General features: G+C 42.3%; 26 protein-coding genes. 11 read left to right on the top strand and 15 right to left on the bottom strand.

The window, feature by feature from the left end; translation table 11 throughout:
• The first annotated feature begins 309 nt into the window (after positions 1 to 309).
• The gene (locus H5123_RS17635) at positions 310 to 855 is read left to right on the top strand and encodes a gamma carbonic anhydrase family protein (RefSeq protein WP_124016537.1); all 546 of its coding nucleotides are present in this window, start codon (positions 310 to 312) and stop codon (positions 853 to 855) included.
• Between the two features lie 284 nt (positions 856 to 1,139).
• Positions 1,140 to 2,396, top strand: a complete 1,257-nt coding sequence (locus H5123_RS17640; protein WP_310736148.1) for a sensor domain-containing diguanylate cyclase — start codon at positions 1,140 to 1,142, stop codon at positions 2,394 to 2,396.
• 5 nt (positions 2,397 to 2,401) lie between these two features.
• On the opposite strand, the gene H5123_RS17645 is transcribed toward H5123_RS17640, so the two are convergent.
• Genes H5123_RS17645 through H5123_RS17660 form a run of 4 tightly spaced genes read right to left on the bottom strand, consistent with a single transcriptional unit; the run spans position 2,402 to position 6,202 of the window.
• A complete protein-coding gene (locus H5123_RS17645) occupies positions 2,402 to 2,662 on the bottom strand; it encodes a DUF1488 domain-containing protein (protein ID WP_182698809.1) in 261 nt (86 codons plus the stop codon).
• A complete protein-coding gene (gene aroE, locus H5123_RS17650) occupies positions 2,662 to 3,495 on the bottom strand; it encodes a shikimate dehydrogenase (RefSeq protein WP_182698810.1) in 834 nt (277 codons plus the stop codon). Before aroE ends, H5123_RS17645 begins: the two co-directional genes overlap by 1 nt.
• A gap of 56 nt (positions 3,496 to 3,551) precedes the next feature.
• Positions 3,552 to 4,811: an amidohydrolase family protein gene (locus H5123_RS17655; protein WP_182698811.1), complete on the bottom strand. Its 1,260-nt coding sequence runs from the start codon at positions 4,809 to 4,811 to the stop codon at positions 3,552 to 3,554.
• 11 nt (positions 4,812 to 4,822) lie between these two features.
• A complete protein-coding gene (locus H5123_RS17660) occupies positions 4,823 to 6,202 on the bottom strand; it encodes an amidohydrolase (RefSeq protein ID WP_182698812.1) in 1,380 nt (459 codons plus the stop codon).
• 158 nt (positions 6,203 to 6,360) lie between these two features.
• On the opposite strand from H5123_RS17660, the gene H5123_RS17665 reads away from it, so the two are divergent.
• The gene (locus tag H5123_RS17665; protein WP_182698813.1) at positions 6,361 to 6,795 is read left to right on the top strand and encodes a group II truncated hemoglobin; all 435 of its coding nucleotides are present in this window, start codon (positions 6,361 to 6,363) and stop codon (positions 6,793 to 6,795) included.
• A 24-nt stretch (positions 6,796 to 6,819) separates the two neighbouring features.
• Here H5123_RS17665 and hemF read toward each other — a convergent pair whose 3' ends face one another.
• The 6 genes from hemF to H5123_RS17695 all read right to left on the bottom strand — a co-directional run bounded on the left by hemF (position 6,820) and on the right by H5123_RS17695 (position 11,668).
• Positions 6,820 to 7,752, bottom strand: coding sequence for an oxygen-dependent coproporphyrinogen oxidase (gene hemF, locus H5123_RS17670; RefSeq protein ID WP_182698814.1), 933 nt, complete (start codon positions 7,750 to 7,752; stop codon positions 6,820 to 6,822).
• 4 nt (positions 7,753 to 7,756) lie between these two features.
• Positions 7,757 to 8,323 carry an L-threonylcarbamoyladenylate synthase gene (locus H5123_RS17675; protein ID WP_124016544.1) on the bottom strand — a complete coding sequence of 189 codons (567 nt, stop codon included), beginning with the start codon at positions 8,321 to 8,323 and terminating at the stop codon, positions 7,757 to 7,759.
• Positions 8,324 to 8,362: 39 nt separating this feature from the next.
• Entirely contained in the window at positions 8,363 to 8,926 is a 564-nt protein-coding gene (locus tag H5123_RS17680) for a type I DNA topoisomerase (RefSeq protein ID WP_182698815.1), read from the bottom strand.
• A gap of 59 nt (positions 8,927 to 8,985) precedes the next feature.
• The gene (locus H5123_RS17685) at positions 8,986 to 9,459 is read right to left on the bottom strand and encodes a DUF494 family protein (RefSeq protein WP_182698816.1); all 474 of its coding nucleotides are present in this window, start codon (positions 9,457 to 9,459) and stop codon (positions 8,986 to 8,988) included.
• A gap of 2 nt (positions 9,460 to 9,461) precedes the next feature.
• Complete coding sequence (gene dprA / locus H5123_RS17690; RefSeq protein WP_182698845.1) at positions 9,462 to 10,478, bottom strand: DNA-processing protein DprA; 1,017 nt, start codon at positions 10,476 to 10,478, stop codon at positions 9,462 to 9,464.
• An 83-nt stretch (positions 10,479 to 10,561) separates the two neighbouring features.
• The gene (locus H5123_RS17695; RefSeq protein ID WP_182698817.1) at positions 10,562 to 11,668 is read right to left on the bottom strand and encodes a LysM peptidoglycan-binding domain-containing protein; all 1,107 of its coding nucleotides are present in this window, start codon (positions 11,666 to 11,668) and stop codon (positions 10,562 to 10,564) included.
• 126 nt (positions 11,669 to 11,794) lie between these two features.
• On the opposite strand from H5123_RS17695, the gene def reads away from it, so the two are divergent.
• The 5 genes from def to H5123_RS17720 are packed head-to-tail and all read left to right on the top strand — an operon-like array spanning position 11,795 to position 17,431.
• Positions 11,795 to 12,307 carry a peptide deformylase gene (gene def / locus H5123_RS17700; protein WP_220487684.1) on the top strand — a complete coding sequence of 171 codons (513 nt, stop codon included), beginning with the start codon at positions 11,795 to 11,797 and terminating at the stop codon, positions 12,305 to 12,307.
• Positions 12,308 to 12,315: 8 nt separating this feature from the next.
• A complete protein-coding gene (fmt, locus tag H5123_RS17705) occupies positions 12,316 to 13,272 on the top strand; it encodes a methionyl-tRNA formyltransferase (RefSeq protein WP_182698818.1) in 957 nt (318 codons plus the stop codon).
• Between the two features lies 1 nt (position 13,273).
• Positions 13,274 to 14,557 carry a 16S rRNA (cytosine(967)-C(5))-methyltransferase RsmB gene (gene rsmB, locus H5123_RS17710; protein ID WP_124016550.1) on the top strand — a complete coding sequence of 428 codons (1,284 nt, stop codon included), beginning with the start codon at positions 13,274 to 13,276 and terminating at the stop codon, positions 14,555 to 14,557.
• A gap of 16 nt (positions 14,558 to 14,573) precedes the next feature.
• Complete coding sequence (gene trkA, locus H5123_RS17715; protein WP_124016551.1) at positions 14,574 to 15,983, top strand: Trk system potassium transporter TrkA; 1,410 nt, start codon at positions 14,574 to 14,576, stop codon at positions 15,981 to 15,983.
• Positions 15,984 to 15,988: 5 nt separating this feature from the next.
• Entirely contained in the window at positions 15,989 to 17,431 is a 1,443-nt protein-coding gene (locus H5123_RS17720) for a TrkH family potassium uptake protein (protein WP_182698819.1), read from the top strand.
• Between the two features lie 5 nt (positions 17,432 to 17,436).
• Here H5123_RS17720 and hemG (H5123_RS17725) read toward each other — a convergent pair whose 3' ends face one another.
• Positions 17,437 to 17,988: a menaquinone-dependent protoporphyrinogen IX dehydrogenase gene (hemG, locus tag H5123_RS17725; RefSeq protein ID WP_124016553.1), complete on the bottom strand. Its 552-nt coding sequence runs from the start codon at positions 17,986 to 17,988 to the stop codon at positions 17,437 to 17,439.
• Positions 17,989 to 18,186: 198 nt separating this feature from the next.
• Between hemG (H5123_RS17725) and H5123_RS17730 the strand changes: the two genes are divergently transcribed.
• Entirely contained in the window at positions 18,187 to 18,492 is a 306-nt protein-coding gene (locus H5123_RS17730) for a metalloregulator ArsR/SmtB family transcription factor (protein WP_124016554.1), read from the top strand.
• A 104-nt stretch (positions 18,493 to 18,596) separates the two neighbouring features.
• Here the strand turns inward: H5123_RS17730 and hemG (H5123_RS17735) are convergent, their stop codons facing one another.
• The 4 genes from hemG (H5123_RS17735) to pepQ form a co-directional block, all read right to left on the bottom strand.
• Entirely contained in the window at positions 18,597 to 19,127 is a 531-nt protein-coding gene (gene hemG, locus H5123_RS17735) for a menaquinone-dependent protoporphyrinogen IX dehydrogenase (RefSeq protein WP_182698820.1), read from the bottom strand.
• Positions 19,127 to 20,584 carry a TrkH family potassium uptake protein gene (locus H5123_RS17740; protein ID WP_124016556.1) on the bottom strand — a complete coding sequence of 486 codons (1,458 nt, stop codon included), beginning with the start codon at positions 20,582 to 20,584 and terminating at the stop codon, positions 19,127 to 19,129. The genes hemG (H5123_RS17735) and H5123_RS17740 overlap by 1 nt, the downstream gene beginning before the upstream one ends.
• Positions 20,585 to 20,656: 72 nt before the next feature.
• The gene (locus H5123_RS17745) at positions 20,657 to 21,271 is read right to left on the bottom strand and encodes a YigZ family protein (RefSeq protein ID WP_182698821.1); all 615 of its coding nucleotides are present in this window, start codon (positions 21,269 to 21,271) and stop codon (positions 20,657 to 20,659) included.
• Positions 21,264 to 22,583: a Xaa-Pro dipeptidase gene (gene pepQ, locus H5123_RS17750; RefSeq protein ID WP_182698822.1), complete on the bottom strand. Its 1,320-nt coding sequence runs from the start codon at positions 22,581 to 22,583 to the stop codon at positions 21,264 to 21,266. Before pepQ ends, H5123_RS17745 begins: the two co-directional genes overlap by 8 nt.
• A 235-nt stretch (positions 22,584 to 22,818) precedes the next feature.
• Here pepQ and fadB point away from each other — a divergent pair, with 235 nt between their 5' ends.
• Both fadB and fadA read left to right on the top strand, forming a co-directional pair.
• Positions 22,819 to 24,969 (top strand): fatty acid oxidation complex subunit alpha FadB, encoded by a 2,151-nt coding sequence (gene fadB / locus H5123_RS17755; protein ID WP_182698823.1) that lies wholly within the window; start codon positions 22,819 to 22,821, stop codon positions 24,967 to 24,969.
• A 22-nt stretch (positions 24,970 to 24,991) separates the two neighbouring features.
• The gene (fadA, locus tag H5123_RS17760; RefSeq protein WP_124016560.1) at positions 24,992 to 26,155 is read left to right on the top strand and encodes an acetyl-CoA C-acyltransferase FadA; all 1,164 of its coding nucleotides are present in this window, start codon (positions 24,992 to 24,994) and stop codon (positions 26,153 to 26,155) included.
• The last annotated feature ends 211 nt before the right edge of the window (positions 26,156 to 26,366 follow it).

Consider the following 26,366-nt stretch of genomic DNA (forward strand, 5'->3'; position numbering starts at 1 on the left):
TCGCCGTAAGACGCTAGGTCGTTGGCTTGGGGTGCGTATTCTACGCTTTCCCGTGTCGGCGTCAAGTGTTTTTTCAAACTTTCTTTTCGCCTTGAATCCAGTGTTTTGAAGCACTTAATTCAACCTAACTCGGCAACCGCTTTCGCTGTCTGCCGTGTCAGTGGATGCGCATTATAGGCACCACAAGATTTTGTGCAAGGCCTTTTTTGAGGTTATTTGTTATTTTTGGCTTGTTTGCGGATAATTTAGCCTGACCAGCTAGTTTTTAAGCATTATACTGTCATAAACCATGAATATATAAGGATTGTTATGTCTACTAATGTAAGAACTTACCAAGGAATTCACCCCAATTTGGCTGATAACGTCTATGTTGATGAGTCTGCGGTACTTGTGGGCGATATAAAACTAGACCATGACGCAAGTGTTTGGCCATTAGTTGCCGCCCGTGGTGATGTGAATAAAATCCGCATTGGTAAACGCAGTAATGTTCAAGATGGCAGTATATTGCATGTCACGCGTAAATCGCCTTCTAACCCTGAAGGAAATCCCTTGATTATCGGTGACGATGTGACTATTGGTCATAAGGCAATGTTGCATGGCTGCAAGATTGGTCATCGTGTATTAATAGGAATGGGTGCGATCTTACTTGATGGGGCCATAGTAGAAGATGACGTGATTGTTGGAGCGGGTTCATTAGTACCACCCAATAAAGTTTTGCAGAGTGGTTATTTGTATGTTGGCAGTCCTTGTAAACAAGTTCGTCCTTTAACTGACGCAGAACGTGCCTTCTTGCCAATATCTGCAGATAACTATGTTCGTTTAAAAAATGAATACTTAGTGGATTTACAGCAATAGAGAAACCCATGTAAGCGATATAGATCTGTATGAAGTTGGTCTATATCGTTTTAAGTTTTGTCTAAATGAGTTATTCAACACATTTATATTATTGGCTTAGCCACTATAGTGATGAACAAGATAGAGAGTTATTAACACATACAGTATGATTTATACTGCCATTATCGTACGAATGCTGATCACTAGGGTTAAATTAGTAGAGGCGACGACTTAACTTGATATAAAACCGACACGATGTTTAATCGTTAAGTCGTTTTAGCTATTTATAACCCAGGATGTTTGAAGTGAATACCAGAGGTCTGATTAATAATAAACACATCGCCTATGTCGATTTTACCAGTCACCTACTGTTGCTTGCAGTACCTTTATCGCTATTTATTATTATCTTCACATTCGCCATACCTAATAATTCGTTCTTTTATCTATCTCTATTCCTTGTTTGTGGTGTTTACACACTGAGTTATGGCATCGCTTATCACATTCATAAACAGAATATTTTGCGGCTTTGGCAGCATTTAGAGCAAGTTATCCATATTAACGACACTACTTATGAGTTAGTTAATTTATCGAGCCAATACAATTCTGAAAATGCCTTCTTAGACGCCCTACTACAAAAAGCGGTTATTGCTATAGATGATGCCGAAATGGGCAGTATGATTTTGGTTGATAAGAACACCAGTAGATTACAATTTGAATCGGTTGTGGGTTTAGATTTAGAGGCTTTGCGAAAAATAAATTTTACTTTAGAGGAAACCTTTCAATTTCGAAGCACGAATGGGCGCTGTGATAAAGCCGTTGTGATTAACAATATGAAAAACATTAATGCTAAAAGTACTCTCACTAGCGATGATCAACATGCACTCTTACATGCTTCAACAAAGCCGATTTGCTCAACCTTATCGAGCCCTATACGCATTGACGGTAAACTTTATGGAATGATGAATTTAGACAGTAGCAAGATGGAAGCCTTTGGTGATTATGATATAAATCTGGTTAATATTCTTACATCAGAAGCAGCTAACGCAATTTCACTGTATCAGAAGTCTAAAAAAATCGAAATCATGGCAGATTATGATGGACTAACTGAGCTATATAACCGGAAGAAATTTGATAGCGCGATTTTACAATGGCAACATGAGCCAGACTTAGCCAGCTACATTATTATTTTAGATATGGATAATTTAAAGCCGCTAAATGACCAACATGGACATCAGGCGGGTGACAATGCATTAAAAGCCTTTGCGCAATCATTAAAAAAGCTATGGCACTCTGAATTTTTGCTTGCTCGTTATGGTGGCGATGAATTTGTTGCATTATGCCGTGGCCCTATAGAAACCATCGAAAAACAAATCAGCCAACTGCAACAAGACTTAGCGGCTTTATCGCCGGGAATTCACTTTAGTTTCGGGATTGCGCAATATGTTCAAGATTGGGCAAGCGCCTTTAAGCAAGCGGATAACAATATGTACATCCAGAAAGGTCTCAAAAAAAGGCCGGCTGCGGAAGATTGCGCAACTAACAAGATAAATCATACTCATTAGGCACATCAACACACCACTATAATCTCACCGCTGTCGTTAAAAGCTTCTTGTTCAATAAGACTTTCCGCTTTGTCTTCTAAATCAAAACGGCATTGCTCAAATAAACCGGCGGCATTATGTTGACTTACGTCTTGATGATCACAGAGCTTGCTGATAATACCGAAGCTAGCAAAACAGTTAATATTCATGCCCTGCAGCTGCGCAATGAACCTTACTTGATTCGTTTCAATAAACAGCTGATCGGAAAAAATTACGCTTTGATTCATTAATCCGCTACCTTTTGCATCATTGATTCTCGTAGTTGTCGCATAACTGAAGCGGTTTCTGGAACGACACCACGCCATAGGCTAAAACTCTTTGCAGCTTGGCCGACTAACATACCTAAACCATCAGCCGTTTTGTGGGCATGTAGATCTTGAGCCCACTGGTTAAATACAGTGGTTTGGCGGCTATAAGTCATGTCATAACAATCAGTGGTTTCATCAACAATAACACTCGGAAGAGCAATTAACTGCCCCGATAAACCGGCTGAAGTTGAATTAATCACTAAATCAAATGGAGATTTGAGGTCATCGATGGGTTTAGCAAAAAAATTACCGTATTCATTAAATAAACTTTGAAGCTGCACTGCTTTTTCGTGGGTCCGGTTACAAATAACGAGCTGAGCCACATTGTGCTGTAAAATAGGTAAAATGCAGCCTCTTGCCGCGCCACCAGCACCCACCAGTAACACTCGTTTACCTTTTAAGGAGCCAAACAGCATTTCGAGGTCATTAACCAAACCAATGCCGTCAGTATTATCACCACCAATTCTGCCATCGGGCAAATTAAACAAGGTATTGACTGCGCCCGCGAGTTTAGCCATCTCACTGAGCTCGTCGCACATGGCAAACGCCTGCTCTTTAAAAGGCGCAGTAACATTGGCACCTTTTCCACCATCGGCAAAGAATGCCGTTAACCAAGAGTCAAATTGATCGACCGGTGCGAGAATAGCTTCATAGCTTAAGTCTTGCTGAGTTTGCTTGGCAAACTCAGTATGTATAAATGGTGACTTACTTTGGGCTATTGGGTTACCAAATACAGCATACTTATCTGTCATTCGCTTTTTCTCTTCATTAACGATTTAGGGAAACGTCCCACGTAAATCGTGAGATGTTATCGGCTATAGGCTTCAGGCATTGCCGTTTTATGCAAATAGCGGTCACGAAGCTTGTCTTGACGACTGTCTGTGCTTTGCTCCTCTCCTGCAATCCACATCTTTTGCACCTTACTGCTAAACTCGAACGGATCGCCGCTCCATAACACTAAATCTGCAGACTTGCCGACCGCAATCCGCCCAGAGTCTAAATGAAAAATATCAGCCACATTTGCCGTCACAGCAGCAAGGGCATCATCATAATTCATCCCGTTAGCAACCGCATTACCAGCACTAAAACGTAGTGCGTAAATACCATGACTATCACCAGGTAATGCAATGGCTACTTTGACACCCGCGTTTGATAGTTTACCTGCATTCTCGAGTGAATTATGCAATGCATCGAAACTTTCTGGTAAGTTACGCATGCTATCAATAACCACAGGTATGTTTGCTTGCGCTAGCTTATCAGCCATTAATACAGCATCTGCAGCATTGACCAGGATAAGATCTATGCCTAAGTCTTGTTTAAGTTTAATTAAATGCAAAATATCGCTGGCACGGTCGACGTCGATAATTAATGGTTTTTCACCCGCGAGTACTGCGTGAATAATCTCATCTTCACGACTTGGCACTTCGCTATCATCTTCAGCTGTTTTTTTCGTTTTACTCTTTTTGACTTGCGCTTTTTTAGCATCTTCAAGTTTATGGATCAATTGCTGCATTCCTGCTGCACGAGAGCCTTCTTCTTTAGCACCTAATGCAACAACTAATCCGGTGTTAGCGGCCAGTATACTGTCCCAATCACCACTTAAGTCTACGGTAAATGTTTGTCCTGCAAAAATGCCTTCGCCACCGCCTGATGACACTACATTACGAGTTATCCCGCCTTTGCGAGCAAATGGCACTGAAGATGCCTTGGGGTTGTAAGCTAAACTAGGATCGAAAACAACATCGGCTTCTTTTTCGTAAGCATCACGTGAAGATGCTACCGCACCAATTTCCACTAAGCCCAAATCATTCATGCTAGCAATAAAACCAGGTGTTAAAATTGCACCCTTGGCATCGATAATGGTGTCAGCAGTCGGTAATAGAGGATTAATAGCCACAATTTTACCGTCTTCAATCACAACCGAAGCATCTTTTAATACACCTTGTTCGGTGGCGGTATGCATGGTGGCATGAATAATGGCAATAGTTTCAGCCTTAACAGCGCTAGTCACTAAAGCAAGACTCATTGATAAACTCAAAGCAAGCGCAGATTTGTTAAATAATGTCATTGTCTTGCTCCTTATTCCTGACCTAACATAAAGTCACTTTGTGCCTGATAGGCAGGGTCTTGGCGGTCATACACTTTTGCACCATCAATAAATACCTGTTCAGCTTGAGCGTATACGCTAAACGGATTGGTATTCCATACAACCACATCTGCATTTTTACCCTTTTCGAGTGAACCAGTCTTATCGCTAATACCCAATGATTTTGCTGCGTTAGCAGTAATCCAGCCAATCACGTGCTCAGCTTTTAAGTTAAAGCCGTTAGCATTTGCGTTATGCATGATTTTTGCTGTTTCTTGATTAAGACGCTGTATGGTTACGCCAGAGTCTGAGTGCACGACAGCACAAGAGTTTTTAACCGCATCGACCATAGCAACATTTTCAAGCACCATGTCGTATGCTTCGAGTTTAAAGCCCCACCAATCTGGCCACATAGCAGCACAATTACCATTCTCAGCAAGTAAATCGGCAATTTTATAAGCTTCTACAGCATGATGGAATGTACCGGCGTGATAACCGAACTCCTTACCTAGGTCGATCATCATTGCCATTTCTTCAGCTTTGTAACAATGGTTGTGAATTAAAATATCACCTTCAAGCACACCTTTTAGAGTGTCTTTCATTAAGTCGCGCTCTGGTGCTACAGGGTTCTTACCTGCGGCATAGTCAGCATCATATTTATCCCAAGCACGTTTGTATTCTGTTGCTTGAATAAACGCTGTACGGTACCCCGCCATATTACCCATACGAGTCATAGGTAATTCGTTACGGCTACCATATAAAGATTTAGGATTTTCACCACAGGCCATTTTCAATCCATAAGGCGCGGCTGGAAACTTCATCGCTTGCATGGTTGTCGCGGGAACATTTTTGAGTGTCACCCCACGGCCCCCAATTAGGTTAGCCGAACCCGGTAAAATTTGTAGCGTAGTGATACCACCTTCTCGGGCACGATTAAACCCAGGGTCTTGTGGCCATACACTATGCTCTGCCCATACCTCAGCGGTTACTGGGTTGGTCATTTCGTTGCCATCATTGTGTGACTCAGCATTCGGGCTTGGATACACGCCTAAATGTGAATGGACATCAATAATACCTGGAGTAATCCACTTACCCTTAGCATCGATTACCACGGCACCTGCAGCGGATAGCTGTTGACCAACAGCACTAATTTTGCCGTCTTTTATCAATACATCAGCATCATCAATACGCTCACCAGTACCGGTTAATACAATGGCATTTTTAAGCAGTGTGGTTGAATTAGGCAATATTTGATAAGTACTAGGATACGGATTGGTATTGATTGTGATTTTAGGGTCTTGTTGTGCTGGGCTACAACCTACAATTACAGTTGATAGCGCTACAGCAACCAATGAAGGCATTACTTTTGCCATTTGGCTCTCCTTTTTATTTTTCACCCAATCTAACCAAGTTAACAGCTGAAATACAGCCTAATCGTTAAATAATTGGTATCAAAACGTTAACAAAAAAATAATCCATCGATGGTAATGATTTAGATATAATAACTTCGACACCCCTAATAACTGACAATATGAACTGGTTACGTAAATTATTCACTAAACAGCAAACCGTTGATGACAGAGATACCACACAGTCAAATGCCTACGACCTTATTGGTGGCGACAAGGTGATCCGTGCGATTGCCCATGACTTTTATCAACAAATGCAAACACGTCACGAAACTCAAGCGTTATTAGCGATGCATCGCTCGCCAATACAAGCGTCTGAACAAAAACTGTATGAGTTCTTAAGTGGTTGGTTGGGTGGTCCGCAACTTTATCAGCAAAAACATGGTCACCCGGCATTGCGAGCAAGGCACATGCCCTTCGCGATTGATGAATCGATGCGTGATCAGTGGTTAATTTGTATGCGTGCTGCGATCACCAACGCAATAAAAAAGCCTGAACATCAACAAGTGATTATTCAGGCTATTTCGACTTTAGCAGACAATATGCGTAACCGATGACTCATTAGTGCGACATGGCAAGTATTAAGTTTGGACTAACCAATCTTGAGGTTTTAGGTAGATGTCATACAGTTCTGCTTCTGGGCTACCTTGTTCAGGAGTAAATGCATATTCCCAACGCACCAATGGCGGCATCGACATTAAAATAGATTCAGTCCGACCGCCTGTTTGTAGACCAAATAAGGTGCCACGATCATAGACCAAGTTAAACTCAACATAGCGACCACGGCGATAAAGCTGGAACTGGCGTTCGTCATCGCCATATTCTAACTCTTTGTTGCGTTCGACTATCGGCGCATAAGCGTCAATAAAGCCGTTGCCTACCGCTTGCATAAACTCAAAGCTTCGCTCAAAACCTGGTTCGTTAAGATCATCAAAAAACAATCCACCGACACCACGGGTTTCATTACGATGCGGTAAGAAGAAGTACTCATCACACCATTTTTTGTACTTTGGATAAACATCTTCACCAAATGGATCGCAAATATCTTTAGCCGTTTGATGCCAACTAACCACATCTTCTTTAAATGGATAGTAAGGGGTTAAATCAAACCCACCACCAAACCACCACACAGGATCAGCGCCCTCTTTGCTGGCAATAAAAAAACGCACGTTAGCATGAGTCGTCGGTATATAAGGATTATTAGGGTGAATAACCAATGACACCCCCATAGCTTCAAAACTGCGGCCAGCTAACTCTGGACGATGAGCCGTGGCCGATGCGGGCATAGCCGCCCCCATCACATGGGAAAAGTTAACGCCGGCTTGCTCAAATACTTGGCCTTGAGTTAATACTCGGCTCGTGCCGCCACCACCTTCTTCACGTTCCCATGAATCGGCTTTGAAGCTGGCTTTGCCATCGAGTTGCTCTAAACGCTGACAAATATTTTGCTGTAATGCTAACAAAAAGGATTTTACTTTTTGCACGTCGGGTACTTGAGAACGGTTGTTTGACATAGTATTAGCTTCCACTGCGAATAATTTTACCACTGCGGGCATCAATAATGGTTGATGGCTGACGCTGTTCGCCCAGCTTACCTAAAATCAATGCATCAATTTTATCACTAAAATCTGTGATGATATTTTGTGCATCGACGACCGGTGGCTCACCGGCTAAATTGGCGCTTGTCGATACTAAGGGCTTATTAAGGGTGTTACATAACTCTCGCACCACAGGATGTGCTGATATGCGCACAGCTATCGAATCAAATTCACCGCAGAGTAATTTAGATACATGCGGTTTTATTGGCATCACAAAAGTGAAGGGCCCTGGCCACTTTGATTGGGCAAACTGCAACTGCTGCTCCGTTAGCTGAGTCAAATCAAGATAAGGTAGAAGTTGCTCAAATGAACTGGCGACCAAGATTAAGCCTTTCTGCCAAGGACGTTGCTTTACGGCCAATAACTTTTCGATAGCACTGTCGTTATCAGGATCACAGCCTAAACCAAATACCGCTTCAGTAGGATAAGCAATAACTCCACCTTGATTGATAACGGAGACGACAGCAGCTGGCTGCAATTGCAACATGGAATTTCCTCGCATCATTTTAATGGTGTAAGCGAAAAACTATAAAGCTCGCTTATATTTACAGGATTTTTGCGGACATTCAACTCGACTACCCGCAGCACCTTTACGTTCAACTAAAATCCCGAAGCCACAATCAGGACAAGCTTCATTGTAGGGAGGATAGTTTACGATAAACTTACATTTTGGATAGGCACTGCAAGCAAAAAAAGTCTTACCATAACGACTCGTACGAGATTCAAGGTGACCTTTAGCACACAGAGGACAAGTCAATTTTTCGGCTTGATGAGAATGATCGTGCTTCTCAATATGAGTACATTCAGGGTAGTGAGTGCAACCGATAAAAATACCAAACCGACCAGATTTAACCGCAAGCTCATGACCACACTGCGGACACTGCGACCCACTAATAACTTGAGTCTCTAACGACTCATGTTGCACTAATGGGCGAGTATAATCGCAACTGGGATAATTATTACAGCCGACAAAACTGCCATGCTTACTGTGCTTAACCGACAGTTCAGATCCACAAACAGGACAAAGTTCAAACTCTTTCTCCAGTGCATGCTCGTGGGCAGTAAACAACTGCTGATCAATTTTCGACATCGTGCTCTCAATGAATGATATTGTGAAGATCTAAAAAAGGAGGCTAAGCCTCCTTTGTGTTATGAGTGTAAGCGCCCTTCTGGCTGCTCAAAGATTAAATCTTCCATTTGCTCGTAGGCGGACTCATTTCCAGGGACATTAAATAGTACCATTAATACCACCCATTTGAGATCTTCTAACACTAAAGCGGGTTCGTCTAACTCCATGACACGGTCAATAACCATTTCACGAGTTTCAACACTGAGTACTTGGATCTGCTCTAAAAACAGTAAAAAACCACGACACTCAACATCTAACTTGTCCATTTCCGCTTTAGTATAAATACGGAATGAATGTTGGGCGTGATTACATAAATACGGTTTATCACTTTCTTGAAGATCGGCAAGATGCTCTAACCAAGAAAGTGCTTTTATAATATCAACTTGATGAAACCCTGCACGGGTTAACTCTTTCGTGAGTTCATCTTCATCAACTAATAGCTCAATTTCACTATGAACATAATTTTCAAATAAATACATGAGGATATCGAACATGGCTAACTCCTCTTTAGTCTGACGTAACCACCGGGCACTGCTGCAACCCACCCTTGTAACTCAAGTTCAAGCATTTGTATTAACACCAGATCTATTGGTTTTCCACTATCCTCAACCACGGCATCGACTGCAGTTGTTTCATAACCTACACTAGCTAACAGCGGATGAAATGGCAAATCACAAATAGCATTATCCTGTATATGGTACCGTAGATGCAATTGTTCAAGGTGATAATCGGATAAACAGCTTAATTCTTCTATTATATCGGCAGCAGACTCGACAAGTTTTGCCCCATTTTTAATTAAATCATGACAACCTTGGCTATAGCCGCCTAATACTGATCCTGGTACAGCAAACACTTCACGATTTTGCTCCATTGCCAGCCGAGCACTAATTAACGAACCACTTTTACGACTAGCCTCCACCACAACAGTGCCCAAACTTAAACCACTAACAATACGATTACGCCGAGGAAAATTCCCCGCAAAGGGCCCTATATCAGGCCAATATTCACTGATCACACAACCAGTATTGATAATGTCTTGATACAAATTTAGATGACGCTTTGGGTATATACACTCTACCCCACAACCCAGTACAGCCATGGTCGTTCCATTAACCGCTAAAGTCGCTTTATGAGCTGCACCATCAATACCCGTCGCCATACCACTGGTAATGGCAAACCCTTGGCTCGCTAAATGACGAGCCAGATCTGCGGCCATATCTAATCCACCCCGGGAGGCATTTCGACTACCAACAATAGCGACACTAGGTAATACCAGCGATTCTATTGACCCTTTAACAAATAATACCTGTGGAGGATCGCTAATTTGTGCAAGCAATGGAGGGTAAAGCGGATCAGAGAGGGTCACAATATAGTGATTAGGCTGTGAATCAAGCCAGGTTAAAGCTTGTTCTACCTTGTTAAAGTCAATATGGCATTTAGCCAACAAGCTTGCTGGTAGCGGCAAAGCCTGTGGTTCAAATTCAAGACGTTGGCGAATTTCTTCAACGTCCATTTGAGTTAATAATTGTTGAACCCGAGCCGGTCCTAGCCCAGATACTGCACAAACAACTAACCAGTCAACCAACTTATCTGAAATTATTCACCTTTTATGGTCAGTGGGTCAGGTTTCATCAGTTTATCGCCAACGCGAACAGGACGATCATTAAACATAATCAAGCCTAAGCTAGTCTTATCAAAAACTTTAAAAATCATCAAATTACCATGAAAAACATCCGGCATTTTATACTCAATATCGTCTGAGAAATTCGCCAATAATTTATCGTAAGAAGAGCGGTCAATGGGGCGAACAGGATTGCCATCATTATCAATAATAATGTTTTCGCCATCACGATACATTGAAAAAATATGCCCAGTCTCAACGCCATCATCGGCGCCACGATCAAGGTAAACGACATCTAACTTACCGGCTTCACGAATGTTACCTATAGTACCGATAATTGAAGTAGCAACATTTAAGTCCGCCGCCTTCGGAATGAAATAAGCCGACATTAACGCTTCATCTTCCACTGGCGCAACATGATAGCCACCTTTAGTCTCGCGTAAACTGCTGAGTAATTTAACTTTTGAAACTGCGCCAGACTCAATGACCCGCCCGCTAGAAGCCAAAATAATTTCTTGGCCTAATAATTCACCACTATCAGCAGCAAAAAACTCACGACCCGTTTGGTACATTGCAACCTTTAGGCCTTGCTCCAGCTGCGCGTTAACATAAACAATATCATCCACCACATGATGAATTGATGGGCTTTCACCGCTCATTACAATTGGTAATCCTGATAACCAAGTCGGATCTACCACTCTATTTTGTACCAAATAAGGTTTAATTAATGCCAGATCAACCGCCGGGATCGGGCCATCCTTAGACTCTACACGGCCTTCAGGACTTTTTTTAACATGTTGCTTAACCACTAAACGAGGCTGACCATCGATAAAGACTAATGTCAGTCTATCGCCTGGATAAATAAGATGTGGGTTGGCAATTTGCGGATTAACTCCCCACAATTTAGGCCAACGCCAAGGATCATTTAAAAAATATCCGGAGATATCCCACAATGTATCGCCTTTTTTAACGACATACGTGTCAGGATGCCCCGCCTTTAAAGTTAATGTATCAGCGTGGGCCACAAAAATATTTAATGATAAAAAAGCAAGTAAAAGTAAGCGTTTCATGGTGCGGTCCATGTTGTTTAGCTCTTTATTAGAGCTTTTTACTGTTATTGAAAGGCGGTAAGGATTAAAATTACCCTTATCGCAATAGCCAGTATAGCTAACTGGCTGAAATTTGACAGACTTGTTAAGAGTTTATATATGCCATTACTTAATGTTTTACGCTTTCCAGATGAACGTTTACGCACTATTGCTCAGCCTGTAACGGATTTCGGTCCAGAGCTACAGACACAAATAGATAACATGCTAGAAACAATGTACCAAGAAAAAGGAATTGGTCTGGCAGCAACTCAAGTGGATTTTCATCAGCAACTGATTGTGATGGATCTACAAGATGATGTTGAACGACCGACTATTTTTATTAATCCACAAATTGTCGCGAGCAGCGGTGACTTGGCCAATGAAGAAGGTTGCTTATCGGTACCGGGGATTTACGCTAAAGTTGATCGCGCCGAGTTTGTCACCTTAAAAGCACTAGATCGTCACGGTAAAGAGTTTACCGTTGAAGCTGATGAGTTGTTTGCTATTTGTATTCAACATGAAATGGATCACTTAAAAGGTAAGTTATTTGTCGATTATTTATCGCCATTGAAACGCCAACGCATTAAAACTAAGCTTGAAAAAGAAGCTCGTTTAGATGCTAGAGAAGCATAGGAATAAATTTGAAACCGTTAAAAATTATCTTTGCCGGTACTCCGGATTTCGCGGCTGGCCATTTACAGGCACTCATAGACTCAGAACATGAGGTGATTGCAGCTTATACCCAACCCGACAGACCTGCTGGGCGAGGTAAGAAACTCACAGCAAGCCCAGTAAAAGATTTGGCGTTAAAAAATGGAATCACCGTATTCCAACCCAGCTCATTGCGAAATGAAGAGGCGCAAGCAGAATTAGCCAGCCTTAACGCAGATATCATGGTGGTGGTTGCTTACGGATTGATTTTACCAAAGATAGTACTTGATACCCCGCGCTTAGGCTGTATCAATGTTCACGGTTCAATTTTACCGCGCTGGCGCGGAGCGGCACCAATCCAACGGGCATTGTGGGCTGGTGATACACAAACCGGTGTCACCATTATGCAGATGGATATTGGCCTAGACACTGGTGATATGCTGCTCAAAACGCATTTACCGATCGAAGATACCGATACCTCAGCCAGCCTTTATGAAAAACTCGCCGAGCAAGGGCCAAAAGCCTTAGTACAGGCACTGTTTGGTTTAAGTGAAGGTAGCCTAAAAGCAGAAAAACAAGATGAAACATTGGCTAACTATGCTGAAAAGTTGTCAAAAGAAGAAGCGCGTCTTGATTGGCACAAAAGTGCTAAGCAATTATGGCAAGAAATTCGTGCATTTAATCCTTGGCCAGTAAGCTACTTTGATCATCAACAAAGTAGCATAAAAGTGTGGCAGGCAGATTACTCTGATGACAAATGCACCGAATCTCCAGGAACGATTATTGCGGCAACTAAACAAGGGATTGAGGTTGCCACGGCAGATGGTAAGTTAATCATTAAAACTATGCAGCTGCCTAACAAAAAGCCGCTTGATGTGGCCGATATTCTCAATGCTCGTGGTGATTGGTTTACTGCTGGTATATGTATAAACCAAGAGGCCAACTAGCATGAATGTGCGCGCATTAGCAGCCAAAACGATTTATGAAGTACTTGAAAAAGGTATCTCATTATCGGTCGCACTACCCGATCAGCAACAACACCTCGACAATGGCAAAGACAAAGCCTTACTGGCAGAATTATGTTATGGCGTAATGCGCCAATTACCCCAGTTAGATAAATGTGTAAGTGATTGTTTGGCAAAGCCCTTTAAAGGTAAACAACGTATATTGCATCAATTGTTGATTGTCGGTTGTTACCAGCTTTACTTTACTCGTATACCGGCACATGCGGCGATTTCTGAAACGGCAGAAGCCTGCAGACAGCTTCGTTTTGATGGTTTAGTAAAAGTAGTCAATGGTGTATTGCGAACCATTCAGCGTCAAGACGCCGAACTAAATACTGACTCAGACACCTTACGCTTTAACACTCCGGCTTGGTTTATTAAACGCTTACAACAAGCTTATCCTGACAAATGGCAACATATTATTGAGCAGAGCCACCAGCGTCCACCAATGTGGCTGCGCAATAATCAGCAGTTACAAACACGTGACACTTATTTAGCGGCATTAGCTCAATACGATATTCCAGCTCAAGCAGGCCCAAGCCAAGATGCTATATTGCTTGATGCTGCAAAAGATGTGGCTGCACTACCTGATTTTATGGAAGGTGCCGCATCAGTACAAGATGGCGCCGCACAATGGGCAGCAACCTTACTGGCACCGAAAGCAGATGAACTTGTTTTAGATGCCTGCGCCGCACCAGGTGGCAAAAGTTGCCACTTGCTAGAGCTCGCTCCCAATATCAATTTAGTTGCAGTCGACTTTGATCAAAAACGCCTTGCTCGAGTACAACAAAATCTGGACAGGTTGCATTTAAAAGCGCAACTTATTCACGGCGATGCCGCAGATATCCCATCGTGGTGGCAAGGACAGCAATTTGATCGAATATTACTTGATGCACCTTGCTCTGCTACTGGGGTTATTCGTCGTCACCCAGACATAAAGTGGTTACGAAAAAATAGCGACATTGAAGAATTAGCGAATTTACAAAAACAGATATTAGATCATTGCTGGCAATGGCTTAAACCTGGTGGCACATTGTTGTATGCAACCTGCTCTATTTTACCGCAGGAAAATAGCCAACAAGTTGAACAATTCCTAGAACGAACAGCGGATGCGAGTCTAATACCGATAGAGCAACAAACTCAGCTCGATGACATCGGTTGGCAAATTTTGCCAGGACAAGACAATATGGACGGCTTTTATTACGCGCGCCTAGTTAAAGCAATTTAAGGATGTACCTCAAGCCATGAAAATTATTATTTTAGGGGCTGGGCAAGTTGGCGGCACACTCGCTGAGAACTTGGTCGGTGAAAATAACGACATCACACTCGTCGACAGTGATCGAGCTCGACTCAGACTGTTGCAAGATAAATTTGATTTACGTGTTGTTGTCGGTCATGGCGCCCATCCTAATATTTTAAAAGAGGCAGGCGCAGAAGACGCAGACATGCTCATTGCGGTGACTAACAGTGACGAATGCAACATGGCAGCCTGCCAAATCGCTTATAGCCTATTTGGTACCCCCACAAAGATTGCTCGTATTCGCTCAGAAGCATATTTGGAACTACAAGATAAACTGTTTATTAACAGCGAAATTAAGAGTGGCGACGCTAAGCCTCGTGGCGGTTTTATTATAGATCAACTCATCGCCCCCGAGCAGTTAGTAACTACTTACATACAAAGATTGGTCGAGTATCCAGGCGCCCTTCAAGTACTTGAATTCGCAAAAGGAAAACTCAGTCTGGTGGCTGTTAAAGCCTATTATGGTGGTCCACTGGTGGGTAATGCACTTGCGACACTTCGCGAACATATGCCCAATATTGATACCCGGGTTGCCGCTATTTTTAGGCAAGGCCGTCCCATCATGCCGCGAGGCACCACGATTATTGAAGCCGATGATGAAGTCTTTTTCGTCGCCGATAGTCGCCATATTCGTGCCGTGATGAGTGAAATGCAAAAGCTGGATAATTCGTACCGCAATATCATGATTGCCGGTGGCGGTAATATTGGTTTTGGTCTGGCCCAAAAGCTACAACGTACTCATTCAGTTAAATTGATTGAGCACCGTCAAGAGCGTGCTGAGTTGCTGTCAGAAAAACTCGAAAAAACCACAGTGTTTTGTGGTGATGCTTCTGACCAAGAATTATTACTAGAAGAAAATATCGATCAAACTGATGTATTTATTGCGGTCACCAATGACGACGAAGCCAATATTATGTCGGCTTTACTCGCTAAACGTATGGGCGCTAAAAAAGTCATGGTGCTAATCCAACGTGAAGCCTATGTCGATATTGTCCAAGAAGCGAATATTGATATTGCGATATCGCCCCAGCAAGCGACAATTTCAGCGCTGTTAACTCATATTCGTCAAGGTGATATCTGTAATGTGTATTCGTTGCGCCGTGGCGCAGCAGAAGCCATTGAAGCGATTGCCCATGGAGACTCAAGCACATCAAAAGTGGTGGGGAAAAAGATTGGCGACATTAAATTACCACCGGGAACCACAATTGGTGCAATCGTCCGTAATGATGAAGTATTAATGGGCCACGATAAAACCGTGATTGAGCAGGGTGACCATGTCATCTTATTCTTAGTAAATAAGAAGTTCATTGGTGACGTCGAAAAACTATTCCAACCTAGTGCTTTTTTCTTTTAGTTATTATGTTTAACGCCAAACAAATCATTTTTATCCTCGGTATTTTCCTCTCAATACTAACCGGATTTATGTTCGTCCCCATGGCTTTTGCACTATTTTATGGTGAAGAGACTATTGGCGACTTTATGATATCCGGTTTATGTAGCGGATTTATCGCTATTTTGTGCATTCAAAATGGTCGAAACCATCATTTTAATCTCAATATCCGCGACATGTTCATGCTGACGAGTATTACTTGGTTTGTAGTGAGTTTATTTGCCGCACTGCCCTTCACTCTTTATCACGGTATCAATTATACCGACGCGTTCTTTGAGACAATGTCTGGCATTACCACTACAGGCTCGACAGTCATGTCGGGCTTAGACAGCATGGACCGTAGCATTCTAGTATGGCGTTCATTACTACAATGGTTAGGTGGCATTGGGTTTATTGTTATGGCAGTAGCAATTTTGCCGTTTCTCAATGTTGGGGGAATGCGCTTATTTAGAACGGAGTCATCTGACTGGAGCGACAAAACCATTCCTCGCACCCAGCATATGGCTAAACACTTGTTTCTTATTTATGTCGTCCTAACACTGCTGTGTACTGTGTCTTATCATATGGCTGGCATGAGTTGGTTTGATGCCATTAATCATGCCATGACAACATTATCAACTGGTGGATATTCAACGTCAGATAGCTCAATGGCAGCCTTTTCGCATTCAGCACATTGGGTAGGAATTGTGTTTATGTTAGCGGGTGGATTACCGCTATTAATGTTTGTACAAACCATACAGCAACGCAGTGTACGCTTATGGAACGACCAACAAGTCATAGGGTTTTTACGCTTTGTATTACTGGTGTCGTTTTCACTCGCTTTTTGGCTATGGCGAGAACAAGATATAGCGTTTATCGATGCATTAAGATTAGCCAGTTTTAATGTCACTTCAGTGATTACCACCACAGGTTATGGCTTAACTGATTATCAATCATGGGGCGCTGTGGCCAGTGTAGTATTTTTATTTTTAATGTTTATTGGCAGTTGTTCCGGCTCGACATCTGGTGGGATAAAAATATTTCGTTTTCAAATCGCATTCTCCATTATGCGTCAACAAATTAAGCAACAATTCCACCCTAATGGTGTGTTTAAAGACAAATATAATGGCCATCGCATTAATGACGATATTGTCCGCTCAATCATGGCATTTTTTATGCTCATGGTTATCGTCATATTAATGCTGTCAATTACTTTAGTGCTCACAGGCTTAGACCCGATGACGAGCTTTACTGGCGCGATAACGGCTGTGACCAATGTAGGGCCAGGCCTTGGGCCAATTATTGGCCCTGCAGGTAACTTTGCCCCACTGCCAGATGTCGCAAAATGGGCATTAGCAATAGGTATGTTATTAGGGCGCTTGGAAATACTCACTGTTGCGGTATTGTTTCACCCTAAATTTTGGCGTTTTTAGATTCCTTAAGCAACCACTGCCGCAGCAGACGCTAAATGGCGAATGTGATCAGCATAGACTTTCACATCCTCCCAGTCGGTATAATCGATAATGGCACTGGGATCTGTAGGTCCATCGGTCATTTTCATAATAAGACGGATCATCAAGCTGTCATACCAAGGCCAGGATGGGTAATCGACTTTACCGGCAATAATTTTGACATCTTGTGGTTTCCACGGCGATAAAGTTAAAAACTTCTGTAGGTATTTATTGTTCTCAGGGATACGTTTTTCAGGTTTGCGAGCCACCACATTAACGCAAAAAAAACTATTGGGAAGTTGCGATAAATGTTGCTGATTTATACGTACAAACTCAAATACCGATTTATGATAAGAGCCATAAAGTACACAAGCACCTAAGGCCACAGCTTGATATTTAGACCACTCAATTGGGATCTTATCGTTAAGATTCACCACATCACAATGATCGCCTTTAGATTGAATTTGCTCTGCAATTGCACGGCTAATGTGTGCGGTGTGGCCACCTCGAGAATAATACAACACTAAAATATTGGCCATTTTGCGGCTCTCATTACTGATTAATTTGCCTCAGTTTGGCAAGAAAAGCTTTTTAAAACCTCTGTAATGATCACAAATTAGAAATAGCTCATATATTTAATAGTTAAAATTGAGATCTCGATGATGCGGAAGTATGATGTTAAATAAACACGGCTGTATCCAAACTAGCTGGTCATTAAAAGTCATATAAGGACTCTCATGAAGCAAGATATCGATGTCGCAACAATGCTTAATAATGCAGAAACGGCAGCACAATGGCTCAAAGCCATTGCGAATCCTTACCGCTTAATGATTTTATGTTTACTGCTAGAAAATGAGTTAAGTGTTACAGAGTTAAATGAAACTGTCCCGCTGAGCCAATCTGCCTTGTCACAGCATTTGGCGGTACTGCGAACTCAAGATTTGGTCAACACACGTAAGAGTTCACAAGTCGTTTATTACACACTTAAGAATGAACAAGTTACCGAGGTTATTTCTATTCTGCATCGACGCTACTGCGTTTAAAGACTGTGAGGTTTAACCACTATCTAGTTTACACAACATAGGTATTTAAACCATATCGAGCGTTAATAGCGCGTATCATTAGACACGCTATTAATGCTATGAGATTATTTTTGCGCTGCTATCTTTTTAGCATAATCATCCACTTTATCCCAATCAGTAAACTCGAACGTCCCCTTAGTATCAGTCGGCCCTTTGGTCATCCACATGATAAATCGAATCATAAATTTATCGAAGAAACGATAACGAGGATAATCAATTTTACCGGCAAACACTCCTAGCAGCTGAGGCTGCCAAGCGGATAAATCGAGAAACTTCACCATATATGGATTGGTCTCTGGGGTATTTTTCTCAGGTTTTCTTGCCACTACGTTTACGGTAAAAAAACTATTCAGTTTGGTATCAAGTATCGCCTTGTTTTGTGAGGCAAACTTGAACAACTCAGGTCTATGTTTACCGTAGCGAATACTGGCACCTATCACCACTTTATCAGCACAAGCTAATGCATCTGCACTCACCTGTGCCAGATTGACGAGATTAACTTGCTCACCTTGCTCAGTTAATCTTTGTTGAATTTTCTGACAAATGGCTAATGTCTGCCCGTCAACCGTTGAGTATAAAATAAGCGTGTTTAACATTAATTTTTCCAAAATGTTGGAGTGAATAGCACCAATAAGGTGAACACCTCTAATCGACCGAATAGCATTGCCATGACCAGTACCCACTTTGCACCGTCTGAAATACTCGCATAATTTGATGCAACATCACCTAAACCTGGGCCCAAGTTATTGATACTTGCAGCGGTTGCACTGAACGCAGTAATGGCGTCCATATCTAAAGCCATCAAAATCACCATACAGACGACAAAGACTAATGCATAAGCAGAAAAGAATCCCCACACAGCATCAATAATTCTATCCGGCAATGCAGTTGAACCAATTTTTATTGAATACAATGCTTTAGGATGCACTAAGCGCTTAAGCTCACGTGAACCTTGCAGAATAAGTAGAATGAATCGAATCACTTTTATGCCGCCACCTGTTGAGCCTGCACAACCACCAATAAAGCTGGAAAATATTAATAAAATAGGCAAAAACAACGGCCAGGAATGAAAACTTTCGGTACCAAAGCCGGCGGTTGTGGAAATAGAAACCACTTGAAAAAAGGCATAATCAAGGGTTTTCTCTGGCGTATCGTAAATACCAGACTGATATAAAGTGATAAAACAAATCGCAGTCAACACCAATTGAATCGCAATAATCACCCTAAACTCAGCATCTTTTAAATACACTTTAACGTTAATGCCACGGCGAGTGAATGCAGCGAAGTGTAAGCTAAAATTGACCGCCGCAATCAGCAAGAATATTGCACAAATCACATTGATCAACGGGCTTTGAAAGTAGCCCATGCTGGCATCATGAGTTGAAAAACCACCAATCGCAATGGTCGAAAACGAATGACAAATAGCATCAAAAGCATCCATACCCGCAAAGTAATATGCCAATGCGCAAGCAGAGGTAAGCATAAAGTATATGTACCACAATGCTTTAGCTGTTTCAGCAATACGCGGTGTCACTTTAGTGTCTTTTACTGGCCCCGGTACTTCTGCTTTATATAGCTGCATACCACCAATACCCAGCAAAGGTAGAATAGCGACGGCTAATACAATAATCCCCATACCGCCCATCCACTGCAGCAAATGACGATAAAACAATATTGACTTAGGCAAGTCATCTAAGCCAACAATAACGGTGGCTCCCGTGGTAGTTAACGCTGAAAACGATTCAAAAAAACTGTCGGTCCAGCTTAAATCGGGGTTATTAGCAAAAATAAACGGCAGTGCACCTATCGACCCCAAAACGGTCCAGAACAACACCACAATCAAAAAACCTTCACGGGTTCGCAGCTCAGCTTTTTGATGACGATTGGGATACCATAATAAAAACCCTAAAAAAATACTGACAAAAAAAGCCTGAATAAAAGCAGTACCACCACCATCTTTGTACAAGATAGCCACTAATGCTGACGGCAGCATAGTGATTGAAAATAATCCCATCAGCAAACCGGTAATTCTAATAATTGTTTTATATTGCATTAAGGATTCTGTTTAGTTGTGCTGCGTCGGATTTAACAATTGAGTGACATTTTGGCATAAGTTAGTCATAGCTCAAACTGTAAACTTTACTTGTAGCTGGCCCTGAGTCAGAGTAGCTAGCGCTAAGTTAAACGCCTGATGATGTGATTTAGCCAACTCAAGGCGTATTTCAACCCGGTCAGTAAACACTTTATCGATTACTACGCCGTCGTGTTGAGCAACTAAATATTCAATATCAGCTAGTTGAGCATAATGACACACTAAGTTTGCCGGATACCTCAAATGCTTAACCTGAGTTTGTATTTGAGTTAACCCTTGCTTGATACCCGAAGTATAAGCTCGTACTAAACCACCAACGCCTAACTTAGTACCACCAAAATAACGCACAACAATAGCACCAAGCTCACCAATATTTGCGCCTTGTAAACACGCTAACATGGGCTTACCTGCACTACCTGACGGCTCGCCATCATCGCTAGCCCCCATATCAATGGTATTTTCTGGGCTACCAGCAACGAATGCATAACAATAGTGGTTGGCACCTGGATATAGCTGCTTTATGTCAGTAAGTACTAACTTCATATCATTAGCATGCGGGCAATGAAATAACAAAGAGATAAAGCGGCTATGCTTTATCTCTTCTTCTATGACTAGGTTAGCTTGTGGTATTAGGTATGACTCAATCAACTAAACCAGACTCTCTTGTCATATTTTCAACTCGGTTATGATGCACAATCACGTTATCTTCGATGCGGATACCACCGAACGGTCGCAGCTCAGCAACGGTTTGCCAATTAATGGTTTGCTTGGCTGTTGTAGATAGTTGCTCAAGCAAGGTATCTATAATGTAAAGGCCCGGCTCAATGGTGAGCACTTGATTTGCAGCCAATACTCGAGTGCAACGTAAAAAAGGATGCGCTTCTGGCGCCGCGATATGGGTTCCACGTTCATCGTGGGCAAATCCGCCCATATCATGAACTTGTAACCCTAACATATGCCCTAGCCCATGTGGGAAAAAGGCACTAGTAACACCTTGGGCGACTAACTGTTCAGCTGTGCCATTAGCTATGCCAAAATCAATCAGTAACTGGCCTATATGATGATGTGTCGCAACATGCAGATCGACGTATTTAACTCCTGGCTTCATTTGCCCAATAATGGCTAATTGCACTTTATCTAGGGCGGCAATTAATTCACAAAAACGATTTTTCTCAAATGCGTATGTTCGAGTGATATCGGCAGCATAACCATGGAAGTTAGCACCTGCATCAATCAAAAATGATAACCGCTGAGCCGGCTTAGCATGCTCTAAAGCGGTGTAATGTAAAATAGCCGCATTTTGATTTAACGCGACAATGTTGCCATAGGGCACTTCGTTTTCACTCTGGCCAATTTCAAGCAAATAGCATTGCTGGATCTCAAACTCGCTGGCACCATTATAAAAAGCATTTTTGGCAGCCAAATGCCCTTTTACCGCAATTTGGTTCGCTCGACGCATGCACTCAAGTTCATACTGAGTTTTATCAGCACGGTGGTAATGTAAGTAGTTCATTACCGCATCAGGATTACGCGCACTAAAACCTAATACATCAGCAACGTCTAAATGCTCACCGATATAAGCCCATGTTGTGAGGTTTTTAGGTAGATAGTCTGCGATACGATCTGGCTTAGTTAATAGCTGAATATCAAAATGTTCAGTCCAAAAAGCCTGCGGTACATCGTTAACCTTATGCCAAAAATCGACCGGACGATAAAAAACTAGCGTTGGCTTGTCTTGGCCATTGGCGATAACCCAACAATTAGCGGTATCTAAAATAGGTAACCAAGCTTTAAATTGCGGGTTAACTTTAAAGGGATAATTTAAGTCATCTAAAAACTGTCGGTGCGGTTGCCCTGAATGAATGACTAAACCGGAGATATTTTCACGCTGACAAATTTCAGCGACACGACGATTTAGTTCGTCGATGTGTGCATGGTATAGATGAGCTAACTGATCCATTGACTATCCCTTTTCATAAGTTTTAACTCAATCAGTCTATCACAAACATAAAAACTCCTCGCTAGATGATAAAAAATTAAACGGCCGTTTAAATTGGGTGTTGTAATTTTTCTCATTTAGTCGCACACTGAGAATTAGCTGGTCAATAGATGGCCGAAACTGCTGTGATTCAAGCTTGATAACTGCACAGTAAATAAGATGTGGAAGTCGCTTTTAAGCAATAAGGAAGCAAGCAATGATTTACCAAAGCCCTACCATTCAGGTTGAGTTACTTGAAGATAATATTGCCAAACTGTGTTTTAACGCACAAGGTTCGGTAAACAAATTTGACAGAGAAACCATAGCCTCCCTTGATGCAGCGCTAGACAGCATCAAACAAAACACCAATATTAAAGCTTTATTGCTGACATCAGCAAAAAGCACGTTTATTGTTGGTGCTGACATCACCGAATTCTTAACCCTTTTCCAACAAGATGATGCAACCTTGCTAGCTTGGGTTGAACAAGCTAACGCGGTATTCAACAAACTTGAAGATTTACCGTTTCCAACAGCTTCTGCTGTTAACGGTTTTGCTCTTGGTGGTGGTTGTGAAACTATTTTAGCGACCGACTTACGCGTTGCCGATACCAATGCTCGCATCGGTTTACCAGAAACAAAATTAGGCCTTATTCCTGGTTTTGGTGGCACTGTGCGTTTACCGCGCGTGATTGGTGCAGATAATGCGCTTGAGTGGATTACCACAGCCAAAGACCAACGCCCAGAAGATGCTTTGAAAGTTGGCGCGATTGATGCCGTTGTAGCCCCCGAAAACCTAGAAGCTGCAGCGATTCAAATGTTGCATGATGCACTTAATGGTAGCCTTGATTGGCAAGCTCGTCGCACCAAAAAGCAATCAGCACTTCAGCTACCTAAACTTGAAGCCATGATGTCTTTTGCAACGGCTAAAGGCATGGTGTTCTCAGTTGCAGGCAAGCATTATCCAGCGCCAATGGCTGCTGTGAATGTTGTCGAACAGGCTGCTGGTTTAGATCGTGACGGCGCGCTAAAAGTGGAAGCACAAGCTTTCATTAAATTAGCGAAAACAGATGTTGCTCAAGCACTAATTGGTATTTTCTTAAATGACCAATTCGTTAAAGGCAAAGCTAAGAAAGCTGCTAAGTTAGCTCATGATGTTAACCAAGCTGCGGTATTGGGTGCAGGTATTATGGGCGGCGGTATTGCTTACCAAAGCGCCAGCAAAGGCACGCCAATTGTCATGAAAGACATCGCTCAGCCAGCATTAGAGTTAGGCTTGAACGAAGCGGCTAAAATCCTTACTACTCAAGTTGCTCGCGGCCGCTCTACGCCAGAGAAAATGGCTAAAGTATTAAACAACATTACCCCTTCTTTAGATTATGCCGCTATCAAAAATAGCGATATCGTTGTAGAAGCGGTTGTTGAACATCCAAAAGTAAAAGCGACTGTACTTGCAGAAGTTGAGCAATACGTCTCTGAAGATGCGATTATTGCGTCAAACACCTCAACTATCTCAATCAACTTACTGGCTAAAAGCCTGAAGAAACCAGAACGTTTCTGCGGTATGCACTTCTTTAACCCAGTGCACAAAATGCCATTAGTTGAAATTATCCGTGGTGAGCACAGCTCAGAAGAAACCATCGCAACAGTTGTTGCTTACGCGAGCAAAATGGGTAAAACCCCGATTGTTGTTAACGATTGTCCAGGTTTCTTCGTTAACCGCGTATTGTTCCCATACTTTGCTGGCTTTAGTGGTCTTCTTGCCGAAGGCGCTGATTTCGCCGCTGTCGATAAAGTGATGGAAAAACAGTTTGGTTGGCCAATGGGTCCTGCTTACTTACTTGACGTTGTCGGTTTAGATACTGGTCATCACGCCCAAGCAGTTATGGCAGAAGGCTTCCCTGATCGTATGGGTAAAAATGGCAAAGACGCTATCGATATTATGTTTGAAAACAAACGTCTAGGTCAGAAAAACACTAAGGGGTTCTATGCCTATTCTGTTGACCGTCGTGGTAAGCCGAAGAAAGACATTGATCCTACAAGCTATGCATTATTAGGCGAAACGTTTGGTGAATTAAAAGCATTCGAGTCAGATGACATCATCGCTCGTTGCATGATCCCAATGATCATCGAAACGGTTCGTTGTTTAGAAGAAGGCATTATTGCATCACCTGCTGAAGGCGATATGGGTCTAGTTTACGGTATTGGTTTCCCTCCATTCCGTGGCGGTGTATTCCGTTATTTAGACACCATGGGCGTAGCAAACTTTGTTGCCCTAGCAGACAAATACGCACATCTTGGTGGCTTATATCAAGTTACCGATACCATGCGTGAACTTGCAGCCAACAACGGTAGTTACTACCAAGCCTAATTAGTGGGAAAGGAATTAAATCATGAAACAAGCTGTTATCGTAGACTGCATTCGTACCCCGATGGGCCGTTCAAAGGCTGGGGTATTTAGAAATGTACGTGCAGAGACTCTTTCTGCAGAATTAATGAAAGCATTATTAGTGCGTAACCCGCAACTAGACCCTAACGACATTGAAGATGTTATTTGGGGTTGTGTGCAGCAAACACTAGAGCAAGGTTTCAACATTGCTCGTAACGCATCATTATTGGCTGGTATCCCTAAAACAGCGGGTGCCGTTACCGTAAACCGTTTATGTGGTTCATCAATGGATGCTCTTCATCAAGCGGCTCGTGCCATCATGACAGGTCAAGGCGACACCTTTATTATTGGTGGTGTTGAACACATGGGTCACGTACCAATGAACCACGGGGTTGATTTTCACCCAGGTCTTGCAAACCGCGTAGCTAAAGCATCTGGCATGATGGGCTTAACCGCCGAAATGTTAGGTAAAATGCATGGCATTACTCGTGAACAACAAGATGCGTTTGCAGTACGTTCTCATCAACGCGCTCATGCTGCCACCATTGAAGGTCGTTTTGCCAAAGAGATTTGGGGCATTGAAGGCCACGACGTAAACGGCGCACTGATCAAAGTAATGACAGACGAAGTAATCCGTCCTGAAACAACACTTGAGTCACTTGCGGGTTTACGTCCAGCATTTGACCCGGTAAACGGTACCGTAACTGCGGGTACATCTTCTGCATTGTCAGACGGTGCTTCGGCGATGTTAGTGATGGAAGAATCTAAAGCTCGTGCATTAGGCTTAACCATTCGCGCGCGTATTCGCTCAATGGCCGTTGCGGGTTGTGATGCTGCTATCATGGGTTATGGTCCTGTACCAGCAACCAAAAAAGCATTAGCTCGCGCTGGCTTATCTGTTGCCGATTTAGATCTTATTGAATTAAACGAAGCGTTTGCGGCACAGTCATTACCTTGTGTTAAAGATCTTGGCTTACAAGATGTTGTCGATGAAAAGATTAACCTTAACGGTGGCGCAATTGCATTAGGTCATCCACTAGGTTGTTCAGGTGCTCGTATATCAACGACTCTAATTAACTTAATGGAAGAAAAAGATGCAACGCTTGGTCTTGCCACTATGTGTATCGGTTTAGGTCAAGGTATCGCAACCGTATTCGAACGCGTATAAGGTTTAAAATCTCTAGCTGATGAATGATCAGCTGCAATGAAAACGAGCCAAATTGGCTCGTTTTTTTATTTTTAAATTTTTATGCTTTGGCTAATGTTCCACGTGAAACATGTTTTATGAAAAATAAAAAAAGATAAAACAACATAAATTAATAGCAAACTTGGCAAGCATAAATGACAAGAGTAACATTAGCGATAATTAGATAAGTAAA

Origin of the sequence: Shewanella sp. SR43-4 (assembly GCF_014163845.1) — a bacterium.
Taxonomy (GTDB): Bacteria; Pseudomonadota; Gammaproteobacteria; order Enterobacterales; family Shewanellaceae; genus Shewanella; species Shewanella vesiculosa.